The 24703-nt window shown below is 67.5% G+C and carries 25 protein-coding genes and 1 other RNA gene; 14 read left to right on the top strand and 12 right to left on the bottom strand.

All coding sequences use genetic code 11. The annotated features are described in order from the left end of the window. Window positions 1-41: 41 nt before the first annotated feature. On the bottom strand, window positions 42-818 hold the full coding sequence (locus ESD82_RS06865; protein ID WP_024843471.1) for an enoyl-CoA hydratase: 777 nt from the start codon (window positions 816-818) through the stop codon (window positions 42-44). Between the two features lie 120 nt (window positions 819-938). After that, window positions 939-1784 (bottom strand): bifunctional DNA-formamidopyrimidine glycosylase/DNA-(apurinic or apyrimidinic site) lyase, encoded by an 846-nt coding sequence (gene mutM / locus ESD82_RS06860; RefSeq protein ID WP_147428700.1) that lies wholly within the window; start codon window positions 1782-1784, stop codon window positions 939-941. A 98-nt stretch (window positions 1785-1882) separates the two neighbouring features. On the opposite strand from mutM, the gene ubiE reads away from it, so the two are divergent. The 4 genes from ubiE to ESD82_RS06840 all read left to right on the top strand — a co-directional run bounded on the left by ubiE (window position 1883) and on the right by ESD82_RS06840 (window position 6930). Next, entirely contained in the window at window positions 1883-2635 is a 753-nt protein-coding gene (gene ubiE / locus ESD82_RS06855) for a bifunctional demethylmenaquinone methyltransferase/2-methoxy-6-polyprenyl-1,4-benzoquinol methylase UbiE (protein WP_024843473.1), read from the top strand. A 2-nt stretch (window positions 2636-2637) separates the two neighbouring features. After that, the gene (gene ubiB / locus ESD82_RS06850) at window positions 2638-4173 is read left to right on the top strand and encodes a 2-polyprenylphenol 6-hydroxylase (protein WP_147428701.1); all 1536 of its coding nucleotides are present in this window, start codon (window positions 2638-2640) and stop codon (window positions 4171-4173) included. Between the two features lie 59 nt (window positions 4174-4232). Beyond that, window positions 4233-5051 (top strand): TIGR00282 family metallophosphoesterase, encoded by an 819-nt coding sequence (locus ESD82_RS06845; protein ID WP_024843475.1) that lies wholly within the window; start codon window positions 4233-4235, stop codon window positions 5049-5051. Window positions 5052-5151: 100 nt separating this feature from the next. Beyond that, complete coding sequence (locus ESD82_RS06840; RefSeq protein ID WP_147428702.1) at window positions 5152-6930, top strand: SLC13 family permease; 1779 nt, start codon at window positions 5152-5154, stop codon at window positions 6928-6930. Between the two features lie 148 nt (window positions 6931-7078). Here ESD82_RS06840 and ESD82_RS06835 read toward each other — a convergent pair whose 3' ends face one another. Further along, complete coding sequence (locus ESD82_RS06835) at window positions 7079-7912, bottom strand: lysophospholipid acyltransferase family protein (RefSeq protein WP_147428703.1); 834 nt, start codon at window positions 7910-7912, stop codon at window positions 7079-7081. Next, window positions 7909-8688, bottom strand: a complete 780-nt coding sequence (locus ESD82_RS06830) for a GNAT family N-acetyltransferase (protein WP_024843478.1) — start codon at window positions 8686-8688, stop codon at window positions 7909-7911. The genes ESD82_RS06835 and ESD82_RS06830 overlap by 4 nt, the downstream gene beginning before the upstream one ends. Before the next feature lie 278 nt (window positions 8689-8966). On the opposite strand from ESD82_RS06830, the gene ESD82_RS06825 reads away from it, so the two are divergent. Next, window positions 8967-9575, top strand: coding sequence for a hypothetical protein (locus ESD82_RS06825; protein WP_147428704.1), 609 nt, complete (start codon window positions 8967-8969; stop codon window positions 9573-9575). Window positions 9576-9599: 24 nt separating this feature from the next. On the opposite strand, the gene ESD82_RS06820 is transcribed toward ESD82_RS06825, so the two are convergent. After that, entirely contained in the window at window positions 9600-9794 is a 195-nt protein-coding gene (locus tag ESD82_RS06820; protein ID WP_024843480.1) for a DUF3553 domain-containing protein, read from the bottom strand. 40 nt (window positions 9795-9834) lie between these two features. Here ESD82_RS06820 and ESD82_RS06815 point away from each other — a divergent pair, with 40 nt between their 5' ends. Further along, entirely contained in the window at window positions 9835-10491 is a 657-nt protein-coding gene (locus ESD82_RS06815) for a histidine phosphotransferase family protein (protein ID WP_147428705.1), read from the top strand. A 43-nt stretch (window positions 10492-10534) separates the two neighbouring features. Here the strand turns inward: ESD82_RS06815 and ESD82_RS06810 are convergent, their stop codons facing one another. The 7 genes from ESD82_RS06810 to ESD82_RS06780 form a co-directional block, all read right to left on the bottom strand. Then, on the bottom strand, window positions 10535-11806 hold the full coding sequence (locus tag ESD82_RS06810; RefSeq protein ID WP_147428706.1) for a glutamate-5-semialdehyde dehydrogenase: 1272 nt from the start codon (window positions 11804-11806) through the stop codon (window positions 10535-10537). Window positions 11807-11876: 70 nt separating this feature from the next. Then, window positions 11877-12230: a transfer-messenger RNA gene (gene ssrA, locus ESD82_RS06805) on the bottom strand. Between the two features lie 174 nt (window positions 12231-12404). Continuing rightward, window positions 12405-13457, bottom strand: a complete 1053-nt coding sequence (locus ESD82_RS06800; RefSeq protein WP_024843483.1) for an ABC transporter substrate-binding protein — start codon at window positions 13455-13457, stop codon at window positions 12405-12407. 72 nt (window positions 13458-13529) lie between these two features. After that, on the bottom strand, window positions 13530-14477 hold the full coding sequence (locus ESD82_RS06795; RefSeq protein ID WP_147428707.1) for a TPM domain-containing protein: 948 nt from the start codon (window positions 14475-14477) through the stop codon (window positions 13530-13532). A 21-nt stretch (window positions 14478-14498) separates the two neighbouring features. Continuing rightward, a complete protein-coding gene (gene ppk2 / locus ESD82_RS06790; protein ID WP_051419747.1) occupies window positions 14499-15416 on the bottom strand; it encodes a polyphosphate kinase 2 in 918 nt (305 codons plus the stop codon). A gap of 2 nt (window positions 15417-15418) precedes the next feature. Continuing rightward, a complete protein-coding gene (locus ESD82_RS06785; protein ID WP_024843486.1) occupies window positions 15419-16345 on the bottom strand; it encodes a homoserine O-succinyltransferase in 927 nt (308 codons plus the stop codon). Then, window positions 16345-17247: a hypothetical protein gene (locus tag ESD82_RS06780; RefSeq protein WP_024843487.1), complete on the bottom strand. Its 903-nt coding sequence runs from the start codon at window positions 17245-17247 to the stop codon at window positions 16345-16347. Before ESD82_RS06780 ends, ESD82_RS06785 begins: the two co-directional genes overlap by 1 nt. A 271-nt stretch (window positions 17248-17518) precedes the next feature. Between ESD82_RS06780 and ESD82_RS06775 the strand changes: the two genes are divergently transcribed. The 8 genes from ESD82_RS06775 to murB all read left to right on the top strand — a co-directional run bounded on the left by ESD82_RS06775 (window position 17519) and on the right by murB (window position 24642). Further along, window positions 17519-18499 (top strand): TerC family protein, encoded by a 981-nt coding sequence (locus ESD82_RS06775; RefSeq protein ID WP_147428708.1) that lies wholly within the window; start codon window positions 17519-17521, stop codon window positions 18497-18499. 227 nt (window positions 18500-18726) lie between these two features. Then, on the top strand, window positions 18727-19896 hold the full coding sequence (locus ESD82_RS06770) for a peptidoglycan glycosyltransferase FtsW (RefSeq protein WP_024843489.1): 1170 nt from the start codon (window positions 18727-18729) through the stop codon (window positions 19894-19896). Then, window positions 19893-20981, top strand: coding sequence for a UDP-N-acetylglucosamine--N-acetylmuramyl-(pentapeptide) pyrophosphoryl-undecaprenol N-acetylglucosamine transferase (locus ESD82_RS06765; RefSeq protein ID WP_147428709.1), 1089 nt, complete (start codon window positions 19893-19895; stop codon window positions 20979-20981). The genes ESD82_RS06770 and ESD82_RS06765 overlap by 4 nt, the downstream gene beginning before the upstream one ends. Next, complete coding sequence (gene murC / locus ESD82_RS06760; protein ID WP_024843491.1) at window positions 20978-22405, top strand: UDP-N-acetylmuramate--L-alanine ligase; 1428 nt, start codon at window positions 20978-20980, stop codon at window positions 22403-22405. The genes ESD82_RS06765 and murC overlap by 4 nt, the downstream gene beginning before the upstream one ends. Next, window positions 22402-22677, top strand: a complete 276-nt coding sequence (locus ESD82_RS06755; RefSeq protein ID WP_024843492.1) for a DUF2484 family protein — start codon at window positions 22402-22404, stop codon at window positions 22675-22677. Before murC ends, ESD82_RS06755 begins: the two co-directional genes overlap by 4 nt. Before the next feature lie 12 nt (window positions 22678-22689). Then, complete coding sequence (locus ESD82_RS06750; protein WP_024843493.1) at window positions 22690-23061, top strand: hypothetical protein; 372 nt, start codon at window positions 22690-22692, stop codon at window positions 23059-23061. A gap of 50 nt (window positions 23062-23111) precedes the next feature. Beyond that, window positions 23112-23606, top strand: coding sequence for a cell wall hydrolase (locus ESD82_RS06745; RefSeq protein ID WP_147429171.1), 495 nt, complete (start codon window positions 23112-23114; stop codon window positions 23604-23606). Window positions 23607-23721: 115 nt separating this feature from the next. Next, complete coding sequence (murB, locus tag ESD82_RS06740) at window positions 23722-24642, top strand: UDP-N-acetylmuramate dehydrogenase (protein ID WP_024843495.1); 921 nt, start codon at window positions 23722-23724, stop codon at window positions 24640-24642. Window positions 24643-24703 lie beyond the last annotated feature (61 nt).

Below are 24703 nucleotides of genomic sequence, written 5' to 3'. Positions count from 1 at the left end.
CGGCCCTATACAGCGGACCGGCCTTGATGCCAAGCGCCAAATCAGCGGTCGCGGAACTGCGGCTCGCGCTTTTCCAAAAAGGCGGCCATGCCCTCCTTCTGGTCCTCGGTCGCGAACAGCGCCTGGAAGCTGCGGCGCTCGAACAGGATGCCCTCGCGCAGCGTGGTCTCATAGGCGCGGTTCACCGCCTCCTTGGCGGCCATGACGGCGATCTGGCCCTTCTCGGCGATCTTGCGGGCCGCGGCCAGCGCCTCGGGGATCAGCTTCGCGGCCGGCACGACGCGGCTGACCAGCCCGGAACGCTCGGCCTCGGCCGCATCCATGAACCGGCCGGTCAAATGCATCTCCATCGCCTTGGACTTGCCGACGAAACGGGTCAGCCGCTGGGTGCCGCCGATGCCGGCGATGACGCCCAGGTTGATCTCCGGCTGGCCGAACTTGGCATTGTCTGCGCAGAGGATGAAGTCGCAGGCCATGGCCAGTTCGCACCCGCCCCCCAGCGCATAGCCCGACACGGCGGCGATGATCGGCTTGCGCGTGGCGGTGATGCGGTCGATCTCGGCGCCGAACAGGTCGTCGGTATAGACGTCGACAAAGCTCTTGCCGGCCATTTCCTTGATGTCGGCCCCGGCGGCAAAGGCTTTCTCGCTGCCGGTCAGGACGATGCAGCGCACCTTCTCGTTCCGGTCTGCCTCGGCCAGCGCATCGCCCAACTCGCCCAGAAGCTGCGCGTTCAGGGCATTCAGCGCCTCGGGCCGGTTCAGCCGGATCAGCGCCACATAATCGTCGATCTCGACGGTGAGGGTCTGGTAAGCCATCGACTCTTCGCCTTTCGCAAGCAAGTTGACCGCGACTCGTAACAAAAGCGCGAGGCCAAGGCCAGCGCCGCTTCTTTCTTGCCCAAATATCCCCGCCGGAGGCAGCGGCCGAAGGCCGCTTCACTGCTGGCAGAGCGGGCAGAAAAAGCTCGACCGGCCCGATTGCACGATGCGCTGCACCACGCCGGCGCAGCCCGGTGCCGGGCAGGGGGCGCCCTCGCGGCCATAGACGCGGAAGGCGTGCTGGAAATAGCCCAGCTCGCCCGTCGCCTGCCGGTGGTCGCGCAAGGATGACCCCCCGGCGGCGATCGCCTCCTCCAGCACGGCGCGGATATGGCCGACCAGCGCCGCCGTCTCGGGTGCCGAGACCGTCCCGGCCAGGCGGCGCGGGTCGATGCCGGCGCGATAGAGCGCCTCGGAGACGTAGATATTGCCCAGCCCGGCCACGATCCGCTGATCGAGCAGCGCCGCCTTGATGGGCATGCGCCGCCCGGCCAGGGCGGCCGCCAGCGCCTCGGGGGTAAAGGCGTCCGACAGCGGCTCGGGCCCCAGATGCGCCAGCAGCGGATGGGTCGCGCCCGGCGCCACCAGGTCGACCATGCCGAATCGCCGCGCGTCGTTGAAGGTGATGCGGGTGCCCCGGTCGGTCCAGAAGACCACATGGTCGTGGCGCGGCAGGATGGCCGGGTCGCGGTGAAACGCGCCCTGTGATTCGTCCTCGATCAGCATCCGGCCCGACATGCCCAGGTGCAAAAGCAGACTGCCGCGATGCTCCAGCTCGGCCAGGATGTATTTCGAGCGCCGCCGCAAGGCGACGACCCGCGCGCCGGTCAGCACCTGCACCAGGTCGGGCGGCAGCGGCCAGCGCAGGTCGGGACGGCGGGCTTCGGCGCGGGCGATCACGCGGCCTTCAAGATGCGGCTCAAGGCCGCGCCGGACGGTTTCGACCTCTGGCAGTTCTGGCATTTTCTTCCCGTTCGTCGCATGGTGCCGCCGCGGCCTTGCTATGGCGCGCGGCGCGCTTTCGGACTATCTGGGCGCGAAACGACGGATGGACAAGCGACATGACCCCTGACGAGCCAAAGGAAACCCATTTCGGCTTTCGCACCGTGGCCGAGACGGACAAGGCCGGGCTGGTCCATGGCGTCTTCTCGCGCGTGGCCTCGCGCTATGACGTGATGAACGACCTGATGAGCGGCGGTATCCACCGCCTCTGGAAGACCGCGATGATGGACTGGCTGGCGCCGCGCGACGGCCAGCATCTGCTGGACGTGGCGGGCGGCACCGGCGACATCGCCTTTCGCTTTCTGGAGCGCGCGCCGGGCGCCCGCGTCACCGTCTGCGACATGACCGAGTCGATGCTGGTCGAGGGCCGCAAGCGCGCCGAGGCCGACAAGCTGGCCGGGCATCTCGCCTGGGTCACGGGCGATGCGATGCAACTGCCCTTTGCCGACAACAGCTTCGACCGCTACACGATCAGCTTCGGTATCCGCAACGTTACCCGCATCCCCGATGCCCTGGCCGAAGCGCGGCGCGTGCTGCGTCCCGGCGGCCGGCTGATGGTGCTGGAGTTCAGCCAGATGCCGGTGCCGATGCTGCAATGGCTCTATGACCGCTACAGCTTCAACGTGATCCCGGTGATGGGCCAGATCGTCGCCAACGACCGCGACAGCTACCAGTACCTGGTCGAATCGATCCGCAAGTTCCCCGACCAGGAAACCTTTGCCGCGATGATCCGCGAGGCGGGCTTCGGCCGCGTGCAATGGCGCAACCTGTCCATGGGCATCGCGGCGCTGCATTCGGGCTGGAAGCTGTAACGATGCGCGGCCCCCACAACATCTGGCGCCTGATCCGCACCGGCGCCACCTTCGAGCGCACGGGCGCAATGAAGGTCGCGCTGGACGCCGCGAACGCGCCCGCGGGCATCCGCGTCGCCGCCCGCATCCTGGGCTGGCCCTTCGCCTGGCTCGGCTACAAGGGCGACCCGGCGCTGCCGCCCGTCACCCGCGCCATCACCGCGCTGGGGCCGGCTTACGTGAAATTCGGCCAGATCCTGTCGACCCGGCCCGATGTGGTGGGGGTGGAACTGGCCGACCAGCTTTCCATGCTCCAGGACCGGCTGGCACCCTTTGCGCAAGACCAGGCCCGCCGTACCGTCGCCGCCGAGCTGGGCCGGCCGGTCGAGACGCTGTTCAGCGAGTTTTCCGAACCGGTGGCGGCGGCCTCGATCGCGCAGGTGCACCGCGCGCGGCGCATCGACAACGGCCGCGAGGTCGCGGTCAAGGTGCTGCGCCCCGGCATCGAAGCCGCTTTCCGCCGCGACATCGACGCCTTCCATTTCGCCGCCGGCATGATCGAGCGGCTGTCGCCATCGACCCGCCGGCTGAGGCCGCGCGACGTGGTCGCCCATTTCGAATCGGTGGTGACCGGAGAGCTGGATTTGCGGCTGGAAGCCGCCTCGGCCTCGGAATTTGCCGAGAACACCGCGGGCGACGAGGGGATGGCGGTGCCCGCCCCCTATTGGCACCTCAGCGCCCGGCGCGTGCTGACGACCGACTGGGCCGAAGGCGTGCCGATGGGCGATGTCGCGGCGCTGCGGGCGGCCGGACATGACCTGCCGACGCTTGGCGCGCGGGTGTTGCAGCTTTTCCTGCGCCATGCGCTGCGCGACGGCTATTTCCACGCCGACATGCACCAGGGCAACCTGAAGGTGGCCAGGAACGGCGACATCATCGTCTATGACTTTGGCATCATGGGCGAGATCGACGAATATACCCGCCACGTCTATGCCGAGATCCTGATGGGCTTCATCCGCCGCGACTACGAGCGCGTCGCGCGGGTGCATTTCGAGGCGGGCTACGTGCCGCGCGACCGTGACATCAAGGAATTCGCCCGCGCCCTGCGCGCCGTGGGCGAGCCGATCTTCGGTGCCGATGCCAGCCGCATCTCGATGGCGAACCTGCTGGCCTATCTGTTCGAAGTGACCGAACGCTTCGGCATGGCGACCCGGACCGAGCTGATCCTGCTGCAGCGCACCATGGTCGTGGTCGAGGGCGTGGCACGCTCGCTCGATCCGCAGATCAACATGTGGGAGGTCGCCAAGCCGGTGGTGGAAAGCTATATCCGCGACAATCTGGGGCCCCATGCGGCGGTGCGCGACCTGACGCGGGCGGCGCAGGTGCTGGGCCGCTTTGCGCCGCTTCTGCCGGAATACCTGGAGCGCCGCATGCCCGAGCTGCTGCGCGAACCGCCGCCGCCGCCCGAGCCGCGCCGGCGTCCGGGCCTTGCCGCGGGCATGGCGCTGGGCGCCGTCGTCGCGCTGGCAGGCGCGGCCTTCGGCGCATGGCTGGGGTAAGAGCCCTCCTGCCACCGCCGGGGCTTGAGCGTGCCCCGGCTTTCGCCTAACGCTGTCCCATGCGGATTCTCTATCTTGGCGATGTGATGGGCCGCGCCGGCCGGCGCGCGATTGCGGAAGGGCTCGGCCCTCTCAAGGAACGGCTGGGCGTCGATTTCACCGTGGTGAACGGCGAAAACGCCTCGGGCGGCATGGGGCTGACCGGCGGCCATGCCAAGCTGATCCTGGAAGCCGGCGCCGATTGCATCACCCTGGGCGACCATGCCTTCGACCAGAAGGAAATGCTGTCCTTCATCGAGACCGAGCCGCGCATTATCCGGCCGCTGAACTATTCCAAGGTCGCGCCCGGCCATGGCGCGCGGGTCTTCGAGGCGACGCGCGGCCGTAAGGTGCTGGTCGCGCAGGTGCTGGGCCAGGTCTTCATGAAGCGGCCCTTCGACGATCCCTTCTCGGCCATCGACGCGGTTTTGCGCGCGCATCCGCTGGGCGGGCTGGTGCAGGCGTCGGTCGTGGACATCCATGCCGAGGCCACCAGCGAAAAGATGGCCATGGGCCATTGGTGCGACGGCCGCGCCAGCCTGGTCGTGGGCACCCATACCCATGTGCCGACCGCCGACACGATGATCCTGAACCGCGGCACCGCATACCAGACCGATGCCGGCATGTGCGGCGACTACGACAGCGTGATCGGCATGGAAAAGGCCGAACCGCTGCGCCGCTTCCTGACCGGCATGGCCTCGGAACGCTTCACCCCGGCCGAGGGCGAGGCGACGCTGTCGGGCGTGCTGGTCACCACCGAGGACCGCACGGGCAAGGCGGTCGCGGTGCAGCCGCTGCGCCAGGGCGGCAGGCTGGGCGCCACGCAGCTTCCCGCCTGATGGGCGCGCGCGCCCCGCGCTTTTGCTTGCGGCGGCGGGGAAAATAATTCTATTACCCATCGAAAGGGCCGTGATTTAACGGCGCACGGGACAGGATTGCATGCTGGGCTTTGAACTGACCGGAACCAATGCGGCGGTGGCGATGCTGATCATCGTGACCATCATGTTCATCGAGTTCGTCCGTGAAAAGCACCCGCCCGAAGTCGTCGCCATCGGCACTGCCGCGGTGATGATGCTTCTGGGCCTCTTGCCGATCAAGGATGCGGCCGGGGTACTGTCGAACGCCGCGCCCTGGACCATCGCCTTCATGTTCCTGATCATGGGCGGGCTTCTGCGCACCGGTGCCTTGGAGATGATGTCGCGCCTCGTCACCCTGCGCGCGACCAGCCATCCGCGTTTCACCATCGGCGCCCTGTTCCTGTTCGTGATCCTGGCCTCGGCAATCATGAACAATACGCCGGTGGTGGCGGTGATGATCCCGATCTTCATCCAGCTGGCGCTGCGGCTGGGGTTCTCGCCTTCCAAGCTCTTGATGCCGCTGAGCTATTTCACCATCCTGGGCGGCATGATGACGCTGATCGGCACCTCGACCAACCTGCTGGTCGACGGCGTGGCGCGCGAGCAGGGCATGGTGCCCTTTACCATCTTCGAGATCGCGCCTGTCGGCATCGCCATCACGCTGGCCGGCATCGTCTATTTCGCGCTTCTGGGCAAGCACCTGCTGCCCAACCGCACCTCGCTGGCCGGCTTCCTGGGTACCCGGCGCGAGATGAAATATTTCACCGAGGTCGCCATCCCCGAGGATTCCAGCCTGGCCGGCCAGCCGGTGCTGACGGCGCCGATCTTCAAGCGCGAGGCAGTGCGGGTGATCGACGTGCTGCGCGGTGATGCCTCATTGCGCCGCAACCTGGCGGAGGTGGTGCTGGAACCGGGCGACCGCGTGGTGCTGCGCTCGGAAATGGCCGATCTGCTGGAGATGCAGGCCAACAAAAATTTCCAGATGGTCGACAAGCTCAGCTCGGTCGCCACCGACACGGTCGAGGTGCTGATCTCGCCCGGCGCGCGGCTGGTCGGGCGGCGGCTGGGCGACATGCGCCTGCGGCGGCGCTATGGCGTCTACGTGCTGGCCGCACATCGCCGCAGCCAGAACATCGGCCGCCAGCTCGACGACCTGGTGGTGCAGGTCGGCGACACGCTGCTGCTGGAAGGCGCGCCCGAGGATATCGCCCGGCTGGCCGCCGACATGGAACTGGTCGATGTCTCGCGCCCCTCGGCCCGGCCGTTTCGCCGCTCCAAGGCGCCGATCGCGATCCTGTGCCTGCTGTCGGTGGTCACGCTGGCGGCACTGGACGTGGCGCCGATCATGGCGCTGGCCTTCATGGCGGCGGCGATCATCCTGATCACCCGCTGCGTGGATGCCGAAGAGGCCTTCTCCTTTGTCGATGCCCGGCTCCTGGCGATGATCTTCGCCATGCTGGCGGTGGGCGAGGCGCTGGAGCATACCGGGACCGTCGACCTGGTGGTGGAGGCGGTGGCGCCCTATCTTGCCGGCCTGCCGCCCTTTGCCACGCTGATCGCGGTCTATTTCCTCGGCCTCGTCATGACCGAGGTGCTGTCGAACAATGCCGTCGCAGTGCTGTTGACGCCAGTGGCCATCGCCCTGGCAAAATCGCTGGGCCACGATCCGCGCGCCTATGTCGTGGCGGTGATGTTCGCGGCCACGGTGGCCTTCGCCACCCCCATCGGCTATCAGACGCATCTGATGGTCTATGGCCCCGGCGGCTACAGGTTCAGCGATTTCGTCAAGGTCGGGGTGCCTCTGGACATCATCTGCGGCATCGTCGCCTGCCTGACGATTCCGCTGTTCTGGCCGCTTTGAAATATCTGGATCCGGCTGGACCTGTGTCGCCGCCGCAGGGGTATTTGCAAAACGGAAAGCATGAGGCCCTGCGCCAGGTTCTTTCCGTCATGCAAATACCCCGCCGGCCTCGTCACAGGCGGCGCGCGCGCCGGCTATGCGGCAGAGTTCAACCTGCCGCGAACCCTTCGCGGACGGAGGCCTCGGCCTTGGCGGCCAGCGTCTTGCGGGTTTCTTCCGCCACCGGGATCGGCGCGTGCAGCCGCACTGTCACCGAGCCTTGCGGATATTGCGCCAGCACCGCCAGAAGATGCGGCCCCAGGTCCATGTCGCCCCACCAGCCGTAGAAGCGCGGGTCGCGGCCCTTGGGCGCGCGATAGGCGGCGCTCATCGGCTGGATCGCCAGCCCCTCGGGCAGGGCCGGGTCGAGGAAGCCCTGGAACAGCGTGGGCTTGAAGGGCAGCACGCGGCGTCCGTCGCTGCTGGTGCCCTCGGGGAAAAACAGCAGGCGGTGGCCGGCGCGGGTGCGGGCGGCGAATTCCTCGGCCTGGGCGCGGGCGAGCCGGGGGTCGCGGGCGACGAAATGCGTGTCGGTGACGCGGGTCAGGATATTGATGCCCGGCCAGCCCGCCACCTCGGATTTCGAGACGAAGAACACCGGCATCGCCGCATTCAGCACGAAGATGTCGAGCCAGCTGGAATGATTCGCCACCACCGCGCCGGGGCTGCGCATCGGCCGGCCGACGCAGCGCCAGCGCAGGCCCATGATCCACAGGCAGATGCGGCAGACGCCCTGCACCCAGGGGCCGGTCAGGGGCCGGCGCGGGCCGGTGAGCAGCCGCTCGGCCAGGCGCAGCGGCAGGATCAGCAGCACGCCGAGCGCCAGCACCAGCACGATGCCGCCGCCGCGCAGCAGCACCAGCAGCCAGCCGAGCGCGCCGGGACGCGGAATGGCCGGCGGCGCGATCTCGTCCCGCCAGGTGGCGCGGTTGCCCTGGCTCATTGCCCCTGCCGGGCCTCGTAGAACTTGCGATGCTTGGCCGACATGGCCTGGGTATCGACCATCAGGAAGACATCGGTGGTGTTGAAGGCGCGGTCCAGCCAGGCGCCCTCGCCGACCATGCCGCCCAGCCGCAGATAGGCCTTGATCAGCGCCGGCATGCCAGCCATGGCGGCGCGGCGGTCCAGCTCTTGGGGCGTGATCAGATCCATGCGACGATAGCCGTCGGGCCGGGCGCGGGGCCGGATCGCCTCGGGCGCCAGGTGGTGATGGTGCAGCCAGCTGAGCGGCTGGGCCAGCGCCTCCACATCCGTGCCGTGGAACGAGGCGACGCCGAACAGGATCTCGATCCCGCGCGCCAGCACGTAATCGGCCAGCGCATTCCACATCAGGAACATGCCCGAGCCGCCGCGATAGGCCGGATCGACGCAGGACCGGCCCAGTTCCAGCAGCGACCGCCCCGAGGCGCGCAGCGGCGCCAGGTCGTATTCGCTGTCGCAATAGAAGCGGCCGAAGGCCTCGGCCCGGTCGCCCGGCAACAGGCGATAGACGCCGACCACATGGTCCAATGCCTCGCGCGAGCGGCGGTGGTCCACCAGCACCAGGTGATCCACCACCGGGTCGAACTCATCCCGCTCGAAGCGGTTCACGTGATCGACCAGCGGGCCGTCGCCGCCCAGTTCCTCGACGAAGACGCGATAGCGCAGGCGCTGCGCGGCCAGAAGGTCGGCCTCGTCTGTGGCCAGGCCTGTGGTGAAATAGGACGTCTCTGGCGTCATCTCTGCGGCCTGGAACCCTGCCTGGTTGCGTCTGGTTCCGTGTCTAGGCGGGTGCGGTGAACATTGCAACTGCCGCACCGCCCGGCAACTCAGGGGCGATTGACAGCCGGAAAAGTTCAATTACTCTGCACTGACCCTTGCAGAGAGCCCGGCTGCGAGCAGTTGCGGCCGGCAACACAGTTTTAATGATGGCCGCATATGCGGGAGATCGCGATTGGATCAGTATGATGCAAAAGCAATTTGCGATTCAAGGAAGTATAGAAAGCAGGGTATAACGAATGACTGAAGCGCCGGCAAAGATCGACCGTGGGTTCGCCGAGGTGAGGAATGGCGACGGCTCGATGAGCGTCTCTTATAAGACCGCCGGAATGGGCTGGATCGCAAGGATTGTCCTTGTTCTGCCGTTTTGGCTTGTCATCTCTCTCTTGTTTGTGACGGCAGGCGGGACTGAAAACGTCGTCCTGTTCTACCCCATAACTTTCGGCTTGACGCTTCTCGCGATATATCTGTTTACTTCTGGAAAGACCAAGGAATTCAAAATATATTCCAACGGGTTCTCTGTTGATGGCCGGCGCTACGACTTTGGAGGGGTCAAGGAGATCTTTCTCGACAATCCGGCTGACAAATCCGGTCCTGTGACATCCAAACCCATTGGTTTCATCGACGGGGGAAGCGGTGTCTTGGGGACTATGGCCGCCAGTGCTGCGGTCTCGTCGGCAGCTTTGGTCGGCTCTGTCACCGCGCTGCAAGGTGCGGCATATGAGGGTAATATTGCCAGGCGGTTCAGGGTTGGATTTAGGTGTGGTGCCAAGAATGCTTGTCTCGTCAGGAATGTAAGGCTCGGCGTTGCTGAATCCATTTTCGACTATCTGACCAAGAAGAACTGATATCCAGCCTCGGCAACCCTAGCCTCAGGAGGTTGTCGATTGGGACGATAGCGGCGGAAGGAGAATAAGAATGATATGCCTGCCATCCACCACCTGCTTGCCCGCATGGGTGAAATTCACGGTGATGCGGTCGCCGACGCGCGATTGCACCTGGCCGGTGCCCCATTCGGGTGCGCCGGGGTGGCGCACGATCATGCCGGGTTCCAGGATTTCATTCATCTTAGGCCCCTTCCTGAAGCATCATGCAGGCTAGCCTTCCATGGACGATCTGACAATCCATTGCCCGCTCGGCACTCCCGACGTCCTGCCGCCCGAGCGGCTTGCCGCGCTGGTCGGTTCGCGGCTGTGCCATGACATCGTCTCGCCCCTGGGGGCGATCGGCAACGGGCTGGAGCTGCTGCAGCTTTCGGGCGCCTGGCCAGGCATCGACGACAGCCCCGAGATGCAGTTGATCGCCGAAAGCGTCGAGGCGGCGCGGGCGCGGATACGCTGGTTCCGCGTGGCCTTCGGCCATGCTGCGCCGGACCAGCGCCTTGGCCTGGCCGAACTGGCCGCGCTGCTGGCCGAGGTCGAAAGGGGCGGGCGCATCCGCCTGCGGCTGGAGGCCGAGGGCGATCTGCCGCGCATCGAGGCGCGCCTGATCCTGCTGGCGCTGATGTGCCTTGAGACGGCGATGCCCTGGGGCGGCAGCGTGCTGGTCTGCCGCGGTGCCCAGGGCTGGCGGCTGGTCGCCGAAAGCAGCCGCATCAGGCCGGATCCGACGCTGTGGTCCTGGCTCGGCCCCGATCGGCACCGGGCGCGGCCCGAACCGGGCGCCTCCGAGGTGCATTTCCCGCTGCTGGCCGGTTTCGCCTGCGCCGCCAATCGCCCGCTGGCCTGGGAACTGGACGAGAGCGGCGGCGAGATCTCGTTCTGAGGCCCGGATCCCACCGGGTTTCAGTGCCCGGCTTGTGTTGGCGTCAGGTCCGGATGGTGCCGTCGCCGGTGACCAGATACTTGAAGCTGGTCAGCTGCTCGGCGCCCACCGGCCCGCGCGCATGCATCTTGCCGGTGGCGATGCCGATCTCGGCGCCCATCCCGAATTCGCCGCCATCGGCGAATTGCGTCGAGGCGTTCTGCATCAGGATGGCGCTGTCGAGCCCGTTGAAAAAACGCTCGGCGGTGGCGTCGTTCTCGGTCAGGATCGATTCGGTATGGCCCGAGCCATAGCGACGGATATGGGCGATCGCCTCCTCGACGCCGTCGACCAGCTTTACCGCGATGATCTTGTCCAGGAACTCCTGCCCGAAATCCGAGGGCTCGGCCGGCACGGTGCCCGGCACCTTGGCAAGCTCGCCTTCGGCACGGACCTCGACGCCCGCGTCCAGCAGATCCTGCACCAGCACGGGACCGTGCCTGGTGTAGAACTGCCAGTCGATCAGCAGGCATTCGGCGGCGCCGCAAATGCCGGTGCGCCGGGTCTTGGCGTTCAGCACCACGCGGCGCGCCTTGTCCAGGTCGGCGTCGCGGTCGGCATAGACATGGCAGATGCCCTCCAGATGGGCAAAGACCGGCACGCGGGCTTCCTTCTGCACCAGCCCGACCAGGCCCTTGCCGCCGCGGGGCACGATCACGTCGATGAATGCCTGCGCGCGCAGCATGGCGGCGACGGCCTCGCGGTCGCGGGTCGGCACCATCTGCACCGACGCCTCGGGTAGGCCGGCCTGCGTCAGGCCCGTCACCAGCGCCCGGTGGATCGCGGCCGAGCTGTTCAGGCTTTCCGAGCCGCCGCGCAGGATCACCGCATTGCCCGCCTTCAGCGCCAGCGCCGCGGCATCGGCGGTGACATTGGGGCGGCTTTCGTAGATCACGCCGATGACGCCCAGGGGGGTCGCGACGCGCCGGATATGCAGCCCGTTTGGCCGGTCCCATTCCGCCAGCACGCGGCCCACGGGGTCCGCTTGCGCCGCGACCGAGCGCAGCCCCTCGGCCATGGCGCGGATGCGCGCGGGATCGAGCTTCAGCCGGTCGAGCATGGCGGGGGAGAGGCCCTTCTCCTCAGCGTAATGCATGTCCTCGGCATTGGCGTCGAGGATGGCGTCCTCGGCCCTCAGGATCGCATCGGCGGCACCGATCAGGGCGGCATGCTTGCGCTCGGCCGAGGCCTCGGCCAGCAGGGCGGCGGCGGCGCGCGCCTTTGCGCCCAGATCCGCGATCAGCGCATCGGCATCGGAGGAGGTCAGGTCTTTCATGGCGGCATTCCCTTGCATGTGGCCTGAGATAGGCCCGGGCGCGCCGAAAAACCAGAGATTAAAGGGGGAAGGTGCAGGATTCTGTTGCCAGGCTCCTGCGGGCCCCGCCTTACGCTGCTAGGCGGAAGGGCTTGAGTTTCGGTTGCCCGAGCTGCTTACGCAGCCAGAGCCACCGGAGCACGGTTGTCGTTGGCAACTGTACATTTTGCACCGATGACGGTGGTAGCTCACCGAGACAAAGCAAACAGCTTTAGACGTTCGTCGATCCTGTTTCGGCCCCATGCGCCCCCAACGAGGGATGATGGTGGAGCCGCCGGGTACCGCCCCCGGGTCCGATCCGCTTATTACCTGCGCGTTTATGTCCATAGTCCGGGCGAACCCGGACAAGCCGAATATAGGCGCCGCCATTCTCGCGCGCAAGGAGGGGAACGCTGTTCCCCTCTTGTCCCGCTGCGCGGACCAATTCACCCCATGGGGTATTTGGAAAACGGAGAATAACGGGGCGCAACGCCCCGGCCTTCTTCGTTCCTGAAATACCCATGCGGCCGTGCCGTCGGCGGAAGGCCCCGCTTTCGGGGCGGGGCGCTGCAAGGGTCGGTCAGAAGCCGGCCTTGATCTTTTCGAATTCCTGCAGCTGCCTTTCGCGTTGCTGCGGGTCGTTCGGGGTCTGGGCCAGGATCGGGGCGTCCACGGGCGACAGCCCTTCCTGCACCGCCGGCTCGTCCTTGATCGTCTCCATGGCGACGGTCGAGGTATGGCCGTAGCCGATCGTGTCCAGCAGGCCCTTGGCCGCCTCGGGGGCGAGCCAGGCGTTGATGAAGTCGTAGGCCTTGTCCTCGTTGCCCGGCCCGCTCTTCAAATTGATGAAGCCGCAGAAGAAGGTCGAACTGCCTTCCTTGGCCGCGCGCTGGAAGCCGACCGGGAAGCCGTCGTTTTCCAGCAGCACCACGCCGTCGTTCCAGGACCAGGCCACGTCCACCGCGCCCGAAGCCATCAGCTGCGCCTGTTCGGCCGGGTCGGCCCAATAGGCGGCGACGTTCTGATGCGCCTGGCGCAGCCAGTCGGCGGCGGCCGCGAACTGCTCGTCGGTCACTTCGGTCCAGTCGGTGGTGCCGGTGGCCAGATAGGCCAGCGCCCAGACATCGTCGGCCGAATCGGGCAGCGAGGTGCGGCCCTGGTATTTCGGGTCGATGAAGATGTTCAGGCTGGCCACGTCCTCGGCCGGCACGGTCTCGGTATTATAGGCCACCGCGGTCGCGCCCCAGTCGGTCGGGATGTACCAGACACCCTCGTCGTCCTTGAAGATTTCCGAATCGAGGAATTTCGCATCGAGGCTTTCGAAGGCGGGGATCTTCGAGACGTCCCAGGGCTCGATCAGCCCGGCATCGCGGTATTTCGACACCATTTGCGAGCAGGGATGGGCGACATCGGCTTTGAAGCCCGAGGCGAGCTTTTGATAGGCCTCGTCATCGTCGCCGTAGAAGACGAAGGTCGGGCCGGTGCCATGCTTGTCGATATAGCCCTGGAAAATCACCGGCTCCTCGAACCCGGCCCAGTCGAAGACCGTCAGTTCGGGATCGGCGGCCCAGGCGGCCGTCAGGCTGGTGCTGGCAAGCGCGAGCGCCAGGGCGGGGAAGCGGAAAAGTTTCATGTCGGAGCTTTCCTTGAAGGCAGTCTGGCCTGACGCTAGCCGTCCCGCCGCGACCTCGCAAGCGCGGCGGTGCTACCAGCGCCCCGAGGCGCCGCCGCCCCGCGACGAGCCGCCGCCGAAGCCCGAGTTGCCGCCCGCGGCCCTGTTGGTCCGGCTGCGCAGCACGGCGCCGTTCGGGTCGTACCAGACCGTTTGCCGGCGCAGGCGCTGGCGGGATTCGGACCAGTCGCAGGCCGGGCAGCGCCGCGTGACATCGTCATGCGAGACCATGTGGCCGCCCTCGGGCAGCGGGGTTTGCAGGGGCGCGACCTGCGTTTCCAGGCCGCGGTGCCCGCATCGCGGGCAGCGGTTGCGTTGCCAGAGCTGCCGGGCGATGGCGCCGAGGATCAGGAGCCAGGCGCCGCCGAAGGCAAGGGGGACGATACGGTCCATCAGCCCGCGTTCGCGCGTCCCGAGCGGCTGACCCGTCGCGACGGGACGGGCGATCAGCGTGATCACCGCCAGCGTGCCGTCGCGGATGCCCTGCGACATCCGGCCGTCGCGAAAGGCGGGCAGCATGGTGTTGCGCATGATCTCCTGCGCCAGGATGTCGGCGTCGTTTTCATAGCCGCGGCCGAGTTCGATCCGCGCCTCGCGGTTCTCGGCCAGCACCAGGACCATGAAGCCGTCGCTGCGCGCACCGTCGCCCACGCCCCAATGGTTGAAGAGCCGGGTGGCGAAGGGCTCCAGCCCGTCGGACCCGCCGTGGCGCGCCCGGTCGGTCAGGGTGACGACCGTGCCCTGGATACCGGCATCCTTGCGCAGCCCGGCCAGGGCCCTGTCGAGGGCCTGGGCATCCTGGGGCGCGAGCAGCCCGGCGAAATCGTTGACATGCAGGTTCTGCCAGTCGGGCAGATCCTGTGCCTGTGCCTGTGCCTGTGCCTGGACCGGGGCGAGGACCGCCAGCCAAATCAGCGCGCACAGCCATGCCGCCTTGCGGGCGATCGCGTTGGCCGGGGTGGTCCTGAACGGCCGATCCATCGTCGCCCCCTGCCTTGCCCGCTATCCCGGCAGGATCTCGGGGCCGCCGGTGATCTGCGGGTCGGGCTGGCCGATTACCTCGTCGTCGCGGCCGGCGAAATCGACCGCGCGCAGGATGGCCTGGATCGCCGCGATGCGGGCGCGGCGCTTGTCGTCGGCGCGGATCACCGTCCAGGGTGCGATGCCGGAATGGCTGCGCAGCAGCGTGTCCCGGATCGCGGCACCGTAATCGTCCCATTTCGCCAGCCCCTCGACGTCGATGGGGCTGAGCTTCCATTGCTTCAGCGGATCCTGCTCGCGGTCGAGGAACCGCTTGAGCTGCTCGGCCCGGCTGACCTCCAGCCACAGCTTGACCAGGATCACCCCGTCATCGACCAGCATGGTCTCGAACAGCGGCAGTTGGCGAAAGAAGGTCTCGCGCTGTGCATCCGTGCAGAAGCCGAAGACCTTTTCGACCACGCCGCGGTTGTACCAGCTGCGGTCGAAGAGCGCGATCTCGCCCCTGGCGGGCAGCCAGTCGACATAGCGCTGGAAATACCATTCCCCGGCCTCACGCTCGCTGGGCTTGGGCAGGGCGACGATATAGGCCGAGCGCGGGTTGAGGTTCTCGCGCACCCGCTCGATGGTGCCGCCCTTGCCGGCGGCATCGCGGCCCTCGAACAGCACCACCATGCGCTTGCCGGTATGGATCACGTCGCGCATCAGCCGCACCAGCTGCAATTGCAGCCCGGCCATCCGCTCGTCGTAATCCTTGCCCTTCATCTCCTCGGCATAAGGATAGGAGGGATCGGGGATGCGCTTGCCGTCCGCCGCCGCCACGGTCTTGCGCAGCGCCTCGGGCGCGTCCTGTTCCAGGTAGCGGGTGATTGCGCCGACAAAGGGCAGGTCGGGCAGAGATCCCCGCTTGCCGGTCCCGTCCTTGGCGCCATTGCTGGCCATGCTTACGCCTCGCCGATGCGGTTCAGGTCGAAATGGGTGGTCTGGTAGATCTCGTTGATCCAGTTACCATAGAGCAGATGCGCATGGCTGCGCCAGCGGTTCGTCGGCGCGCGCGACGGGTCGTCGTCCGGGTAGTAGTTCACCGGCACCTCGATCGGCTTGCCCGAGGCGGCGTCGCGGTCGTATTCGTCCTTCAGCGTCGTGCTGTCATATTCGAAATGGTTGAAGACATAGAGCGCGCGATGGCAGGGGTCTTGCAGCAGGCAGGGCCCGACCTGATCCGAGGCGATCAGCGTCGTCAGCGCCGGGATGGCGTCCACCTCGTCCTGGCGCACCTCGGTCCAGCGGCTGACGGGAACCAGCACGTCGTCGGAAAAGCCGCGCAGATAGGGGCTGGAGGGCGCCAGGTTGCGGTGGCGGAAGCAGCCGAAGGCCTTGCGGTCCAGCATGTGCTTTTCCAGGCGGTGGAAATGCCAGGCCATCGCCATGCCGCCCCAGCAGACGCCGAAGGTCGAATGCACATGGCTTTGCGTCCAGTCGAAGACGCGGGTCAGTTCGTCCCAATAGGTCACGGCCTCGAAGGGCAGGTGCTCGATGGGCGCGCCGGTGATGATGAGCCCGTCGAACTTCTCGCCCGTTTCCTCGACCTCGCAGAAGCGGCGATAGAAGGATTGCAGGTGATCGGCCGCGGTGTTGCGGCTTTCGTGGTCGGACATGCGGATCAGCTGAAAGTCGATCTGCAGGGGCGTGGCGCCGATCAGCCGGGCGAACTGGTTCTCGGTCTGGATCTTCTTGGGCATCAGGTTCAAAAGCCCGATGCGCAAGGGCCTGATGTCCTGCGTCGCCGCCCGGCCCGGCGACATGACCATGACGCCTTCGTTCGACAGGATGTCATAGGCCGGCAGGTCATTGGGCAGGGTGATGGGCATCATGCGTCCTTTCTGTCGATCGTTCCGGCAAGGGCGGCGCCGGCGGGCCGTCGGTCTATGGCATGGCCGATCAGCGCGATCAGGTCTTGCGGGCCTGTCACCCGTGCCACCTCCTCGGCCAGCAGCGTCACGCCGCGCCGGGCCATCGCCTCGTAGCGCGGCTGGCGATGGGCCAGCGCGCGGGCATAGGTCCAGCGGATGAAATCGTCGGGATTCACCTGATCCTCGCGCAGGCCCTTGTCGACCCGGTAGTCGGTCCAGGCCCGGTCCAGGAAATCCGGCTGGTAATACATCGGCTTCGGCGCGCGGTCGAAGCGGCGCACCAGTTCCTCGGTATGCGCGTCCGAGCCCTTGATCCAGACCAGCAGCAATTCGCGCTCCAGCGCGTCCAGCACCGGGTCGGTCTTGGCAAAGGGGTCCACCACCTCGCAGACCGAGCCGCCGGAATCGCAGACGAAATTGCCCAGGTTGTAGATCTCCTGCGCGCGGCGGATGAAATGCCCGGTATCCAGCAGCGCCGCGATCTCGGCCATCCGGTGCTGGTCCTGGCGGCGCATGTATTCGTCAAATTCCAGCCCGCCGCGGGTGACGCTGCCGGGCTTGCCCAGATAGGTGGACAGCGGCGCCAGGTTCTCGAAGGTGATGTTGCTGGCGATATAGACCGAATCCGACAGCAAGAGTTCGCGCAGGAAGGGCACTTTCATCGCCTCGCGCTTGAAGTTGTCGGCGATCAGCTCGCCCATGTAGCGGGTGCCGATGCGGTAATCGACCGAATAGTGGAACCATTCCCCCGAGCCGCGCAGCATCGAGGCCAGGAAGGTCTTGCCCAGCCCGGACATGCCGAAGAACAGCACGCGCTTGCGGGGTGCGGCCAGCCATTCGGCCTTGGTCTGGTAAAGCATGGGCGATCCTTTTGCGAGGCTTGGCGATAGTTAGTCCCGCGCAGGGCCAAGGAAAAGGGGTGGCTGTTCCCGCCGATCGGCCCGCCGCCCGGAAAAGCGATTGGCCCGGTCTTGCATCGCGGCCCCGAGCCCCTATCTGGGGCGGGCGGACCGGGCCCCTCTGACGACGCCAGTCGTGATGTCGGACCGCATTGAGCCTTGCTCGGTGCCAGCCCAGAACCCTTTCCCTTCCAAGGCTTCGCACCGGCTTGCGTTCAATGTGGAGCCTGGCATGGAACCTTTCTACCTGACCCTCTTTCTCGGTACGCCGATCTGGCTGTGGCTGGTCTTCGTCGGCCTCGTCGCGGCGTTGCTGGCCTTCGACCTCGGCGTGCTCAACCGCGGCGACAAGGAAATCGGCGTCGCCGAAAGCCTGAAGCTCTCGGGCTTCTACATCACGCTGGGCGTGCTTTTCGGCGGCTTCGTCTGGTATCAGCTGGGCAGCAATGCCGCCGCCGAATACATGACCGCCTTCGTGGTGGAAAAGACGCTGGCGATGGACAATGTCTTTGTCATCGCGCTGATCTTCGCCACGCTGTCGATTTCGCGCCGCTACCAGCACCGGGTGCTGTTCTGGGGCATCCTGGGCGTGATCGTGCTGCGCGGCATCATGATCGGCGTCGGTGCGACGCTGGTCGCGCAATATGGCTGGATCCTCTATGTCTTTGCCGGCTTCCTGATCCTGACCGGCGTCAAGATGCTGTTCATCGGCGACAAGGAGCATGACATGGGATCGAACCCGGTCCTGAAGTTCCTGCGCCGCCGGATGCGGCTGACCGACGAACTGCACGGCCATGCCTTTGTCGTGAAGAGGTCCGACCCCGCGACCGGCCGCATCCGCCGTTACGCCACGCCGCTGCTGTTGGCGCTGGTGATGATCGAGATCGCCGACGTGATCTTCGCGGTCGATTCGGTGCCGGCGGTCTTTGCCATCACCGCCGACCCCTATATCGTCTACACCTCGAACATCTTTGCCATTCTGGGCCTGCGCGCGCTGTTCTTCGCGCTGGCGGCGATCATCCACCGCTTCGAATATCTCAAGCAGGCATTGGCGGTGCTGCTGATCTTCATTGGCTCCAAGGTATTCCTGGCCGACCTGATGGGGCTGGCGAAATTCCCGCCCGCCGCGTCGCTGGGCATCACCCTCGCCATCCTCGGCGCCGGCGTCGGCTGGTCGCTGTGGCGCACCCGCAAGGACGTGGCGCGCGCCTGAGCGCCAGATTTCCGCCGCCGCGCCCGGCCGCGCGGTTGCCGTCGGGTATTTGAAGAACGGAGAAGGCGGGGCGGCGGGGTGCGAAACCCGGCCGTCTTCCGCGCGATGTGATCCGGGCTGCCACCACGTCACTCAATCCGCAGTAGCGCGCCACGGCCAATCGCGCTATGCTTCCGCCCAGACCCGGCAAACGGGCGATGCAAACGAGGCAGTGACGGCGGTAACCCATGACCGAGATGGTCTTTGGCACCACGCCCTTGCGGGCAGGTGATCCGATTCTTCCACGCTGGTGGCGCACGCTGGACCGATGGTCCCTGGCCTGCGTGCTGGGACTGTTCGCGGTCGGGCTGCTGCTGGGCCTGGCGGCCTCGGTGCCCCTGGCCGAAAAGAACGGCCTGCCGCAATTCTATTACGTCACCCGCCAGGCGGTCTTCGGCGCCATGGCGCTGGCGGCAATGCTGGTGATCTCGACCTTCTCGCCCAGGATGGTGCGGCGGATCGGCGTGCTGGGCTTTCTGGTCGCGCTGGTGGTGCTGATGGCGCTGCCCTTCATCGGCACCGATTTCGGCAAGGGTGCGGTGCGCTGGCTGCGCCTGCCCGGCGGCATGTCGGTGCAGCCTTCCGAGTTCCTGAAACCCTGCTTCGTCGCCATCTGCGCCTGGTTCATGGCCGCAAGCCAGGAGGTCGGCGGCCCGCCCGGCAAGTCCTTCTCCTTCGGGCTTGCGGTGGTCGTGGTGCTGCTTCTGGCCATGCAGCCCGATTTTGGCCAGGCCTCGCTGGTGCTGTTTTCCTGGTGCGTGATGTATTTCATCGCCGGCGCGCCGCTTTACCTTCTGGGCGGTGTGATGGGGCTGGCCTGTGTCGGCGGCGTCTTCGCCTATGGCGCATCCGAGCATTTCGCCCGCCGCATCAACGGTTTCCTTGCGGCCGAGGTCGATCCGCGCACCCAGCTGGGCTATGCCACCAACGCCATCCAGGAGGGCGGCTTCTTCGGCGTCGGCGTGGGCGAGGGCTCGGTCAAGTGGTCGCTGCCCGACGCCCATACCGATTTCATCATCGCCGTTGCGGCCGAGGAATACGGGCTGATCCTGGTGCTGATCATCATCGCGCTTTACGCCACCATCGTCATCCGCTCGCTTCTGCGGCTTCAGGGCGAGCGCGATCCCTTTGCCCGCATCGCCGGCACCGGGCTGGCCTGCGCCTTCGGCGTGCAGGCGCTGATCAACATGGGCGTGGCGGTGCGGCTTCTGCCGGCCAAGGGCATGACGCTGCCCTTCGTCAGCTATGGCGGCTCGTCGGTGATCGCCTCGGGCATCGCCATGGGGATGCTGCTGGCGCTGACCCGCTCGCGCCCGCAGGGCCGCATCGGCGACGTGCTGGGCCGGGGCCGGGGATGAGCGCGGCCCCGCTTTGCCTGATCGCTGCCGGCGGCACCGGCGGCCACATGTTCCCGGCGCAATCGCTGGCCGAGGTGCTGCTGGCGCAGGGCTGGCGGGTGAAGCTGTCCACCGACGAACGCGGCGCGCGCTATGCCGGCGCCTTCCCGGCCGAGGTCGCGCGCGAGGTGGTCAGCTCTGCCACCACCGCGCGCGGGGGGACGCTGGCCAAGCTCGCCGTGCCCTTCCGCATCGGCGCGGGCGTGCTTTCGGCCATGCGCCGGATGCGGGCCGACCGTCCGGCCGTGGTGGTGGGCTTCGGCGGCTATCCGACCATCCCCGCCATGTCGGCGGCGCTGGTCCTGCGCATCCCGCGCATGATCCACGAGCAGAACGGCATCATGGGCCGGGTGAACATGGCCTTCGCCCGCCGGGTGGACCGCGTGGCCTGCGGCACCTGGCCGACCCGGCTGCCGGCCGGCGTGCAGGGCATCCATACCGGCAACCCGGTGCGCCAGGCGGTGCTGGACCGCGCCGGCGCGCCCTATATGCCGCCGGGCGAGGGCCCGCTGCGCCTGCTGGTCATCGGCGGCAGCCAGGGCGCGCGCGTGCTGTCCGACATGGTGCCCGAGGCCATCGCCGGCCTGCCCGACGAGATGCGCGCCCGCCTGTCGGTCAGCCACCAGGCCCGCGCCGAGGATGGCGCGCGCGTCACTGCCGCCTATGCCGCGGCCGGCGTCGATGCCGAGGTCCGGCCCTTCTTCGACGACGTGCCCCGGCGGCTGGCCGAGTGCCAGCTGGCCGTCAGCCGGGCCGGGGCCTCGTCCATCGCCGACATCACCGTGATCGGCCGCCCGGCGATCCTGATCCCCTATGCCGCGGCGACCGGCGACCACCAGACCGCCAATGCCCGTGCCCTTGCGGAATCCGGCGCGGCGATCCTTTTGCCCGAATCCGTGCTTGACGCCGAGAGCCTGAGGCGCGACATCCGGGACATCCTTTCCGACAGCGCCCGCGCCACCGCCATGGCCGCTGCCGCGCTAACGCTTGCCCGCCCCGACGCGGCGCAGCGCCTTGCAGATCTAGTGACGGAACTGACCCGATGAACGCAGCGACCAAACTTCCGGGCGAGCTTGGCCCCATCCATTTCGTCGGCATCGGCGGCATCGGCATGTCCGGCATCGCCGAGGTGCTGATGACGCTGGGCTACCAGGTGCAGGGTTCTGACGCGAAACGCTCGAAGATCACCGACCGCTTGCAGGCGCTGGGCGCCACCGTCTTCGAAGGCCAACGTGCTGAAAACATTGGCGAAGCCGGCGTGGTGGTGATCTCGACCGCCATCAAGAAGGGCAACCCCGAGCTTGAGGAGGCCCGCCGCCGCGGCCTGCCCGTCGTGCGCCGGGCCGAGATGCTGGCCGAGCTGATGCGGCTGAAATCCAATGTCGCCATCGCCGGCACCCATGGCAAGACCACGACCACCACCATGGTCGCGACGCTGCTGGATGCGGGGGGCTTCGATCCGACGGTGATCAATGGCGGCGTCATCCACGCTTACGGCTCGAACGCCCGCGCCGGCGCCGGCGAATGGATGGTGGTCGAGGCCGACGAATCGGACGGCAGCTTCAACCGCCTGCCCGCGACCATCGCCATCGTGACCAATATCGACCCCGAGCATATGGAGCATTGGGGCAGCTTCGATGCGCTGCGCAAGGGCTTCCAGGATTTCGTCTCGAACATCCCCTTCTACGGCCTTGCCGTCTGCTGCACCGACCACCCCGAGGTGCAGTCGCTGGTCGGCAAGCTCTCCGACCGTCGCGTCGCCACCTTCGGCTTCAACGCCCAGGCCGACGTGCGCGCGATCAACCTGCGCTATGAAAACGGCGTGGCGCATTTCGACATCGCCCTGCGAGGCGAGGCCGAGTTGAACGACGGCGAGGTGCCGGTGATCGAGGGCTGCACCCTGCCGATGCCGGGCGATCACAACGTCTCGAACGCGCTGGCCGCGGTGGCCGTCGCCCGCCACCTGGGCATGAAGCGTGCCCAGATCCGCGAGGCGCTGGCGCGCTTCGGCGGGGTCAGCCGCCGCTTTACCCGCGTGGGCGAAGTGAACGGCGTGACCATCATCGACGATTACGGCCATCACCCGGTCGAGATCGCGGCGGTGCTGAAGGCCGCGCGCCAGGCGACCAGGGGCCGGGTGATCGCCGTGCATCAGCCGCATCGCTATTCCCGGCTTTCCAACCTGTTCGACGATTTCTGCACCTGTTTCAACGAGGCCGATGTCGTCGCCATCGCCGAGGTCTATTCCGCGGGCGAAGAGCCGATCCCCGGCGCCTCGCGCGACGACCTGGTCGCCGGGCTGATCGCGCATGGCCACCGCCACGCCCGCGCGGTAATGGACGAGGGCGACCTGGAGCGGCTGGTGCGCGAACAGGCGCGGCCGGGCGACATGGTGGTCTGCCTGGGCGCCGGCACCATCTCGGCCTGGGCCAACAACCTGCCCGAGCGGCTGACGGAGAAGGCCGCGTGATCGCGCTGGCCAGCCATCCCGCCACCGCGGCGCTTTGCGCTCTGCTTTGGGGCGTGATGGCCTGCCTTCTGCCCTTTCTGCGGCTGCGCTGGCGCCATTCGGCGCTTTGGGCGCTGGTGCTGTGCGGCGTGCCGGTGCTGGGCTGGATGACCTATCTCTGCGGGCCCGGCTTCGGCGTGCTGTTCCTGGCGCTGGGGCTGTCGCTGCTGGTCTGGCCGCCCTTCGATCCGCGCCGTCGCCGGCGCGCGCTGACGCAGCGCGGCCTGCGCTAGGAACCGCCGGCGATGATCGCGGCATGGCTGATCGTCCTCGTCACGGTGGCGCTGGCCGCCGCCATCGGCATCCGGCGCGCCGCTGCCCGCTCGTTCCGGGTGCTGGGGGCCGAACTGGCCCTGCTGCTCGGCGCGGCCTGGCTTTGCTATCTGATCGGCGATGGCAAGACCGGCGGCGGCTATCTGGCCGGCATCATCGGCGCGCTGCTGTCACTCTTGCTGCTGATCGCGGCGGGAGGTCTGGTCGCGGGCGCGCTGCTGCGCTGGATTTACGACCGCTTGCGGCCGACGGCAGGCATGCGCGCACCGTTCGCGCGGCCCTGGGACATCGTCGGGCTTGGCTGCTTCGCCGCGCTGGCGGTAATCCTCAGCGCGCTGGAATAGCCGGAGACGGGACGAGAAAGGGGGGCGGGATGACGGTGACGGAAACCAGGATGCGGGTCCGGGCGCGGGCGGGTCTGGGCGCGATGCTGGCGCTTGCCCTGGCCGGGCTTGCCGGCTGCGGCCGCGGCGGCATGAGCGAGCTGGAATGCATGGAGCGGGTGATCTATTTCGAAGCGAACCGTTCGAGCCGCGACGGCATGATCGCCGTCGGCAACGTGGTCATGAACCGCGTCCGGGCGCAGGGCTATCCCAACACGGTCTGCGGCGTGGTCGGGCAAAAGGGCCAGTTCGCGCCGGGCGTCCTGACCCGGCGAATGGATTCGAAATCCCTGCCGGCGGTGCGCGAGGCCGCGATCGCGGTCCTGCGCGGCGAAAGGCAGCCGGGGATCGGCAATGCCATGTTCTTCCACCAGAAGGATCATCGCTTCTCCTATGACAACATGCATTACGTCCTGGTTGCAGGGGGCAATGCCTTTTACGAAAAGCGCAAGAGCCATCTTGTGACCCAGCCCGTGCCTCCGGCCCCGGTGGACGGGCTGCGCTAGAGGCGCGGCGCGTCTCGGCGGGCCGCAGCCGGAACCCTGGCGAACCGCGCCGGAAAGCGGTTGTGCCATGCGGGCCGGATTGACGGCGCGCGCAAGGCTGATTAACCACCGCGCCATGACCCAGACGCCTCCCACGCCCCGCGGCGCCCTGACCCCGAACCGAGCCCTTGCCGATCTGACCTGGCTGCGGGTCGGCGGGCCGGCCGACTGGCTGTTCCAGCCAGCGGACGAAGCGGATCTGGCGGATTTCCTGCGCGGCCTTGACCCGGCGCTGCCGGTCTTTGCCATGGGCGTCGGCTCGAACCTGATCGTGCGCGACGGCGGCATCCGCGGCGTGGTGATCCGGCTGGGACGCGGCTTCAATGGCATCTCCTGCGAGGGCGGCATCGTCACCGCGGGCGCGGCGGCGCTGGACGCCCATGTCGCGCGCCGCGCCGCCGAGGCGGGGCTGGACCTGACCTTTCTGCGCACCATCCCCGGCAGCATCGGCGGCGCGGTGCGGATGAACGCGGGCTGCTATGGCAGCTATGTCGCCGACCACCTGATCTCGGTCCGCGCCGTGGCCCGCGACGGCAGCCTGCACGAAATCGCGGCCGCAGACCTGCGTCTGGCCTATCGTCATTCCGAGATCCCCGAGGGCTGGGTCGTGACCGAGGCCCGCTTTCGCGCCGCGCCGGGCGATCCCGCGGGACTGGCCGCGCGGATGGAGGAACAGCTGGCGCGCCGCGATGCGAGCCAGCCCACGCGCGAACGCAGCGCCGGCTCGACCTTTCGCAACCCGGCCGGGTTTTCCTCGACCGGGCGGGCGGATGACAGCCACGAGCTGAAGGCCTGGTCGCTGATCGACGCTGCCGGCCTGCGCGGCCACCGCCTGGGCGGGGCGCAGATGTCGGAAAAGCACCCCAATTTCCTGCTGAACGCCGATGGCGCCACCGCCGCCGAGCTGGAGGCCCTGGGCGAATTGGTGCGCGCCCGCGTGCGCGAGGCCAGCGGGCACGAGCTGCAATGGGAAGTCATCCGCGTAGGCCAGCCCTAGGAACCGGCCGTAACCCGCCGTCATCGCCGGAAATATCGCGCAAGACGCGAAAAGGGACTTT

It is taken from the genome of Paracoccus pantotrophus (genome assembly GCF_008824185.1).
GTDB lineage: Bacteria > Pseudomonadota > Alphaproteobacteria > Rhodobacterales > Rhodobacteraceae > Paracoccus > Paracoccus pantotrophus.
Note: the sequence above shows the minus strand (reverse complement) of the source record. Positions and strands in the feature narration are given on the sequence as shown.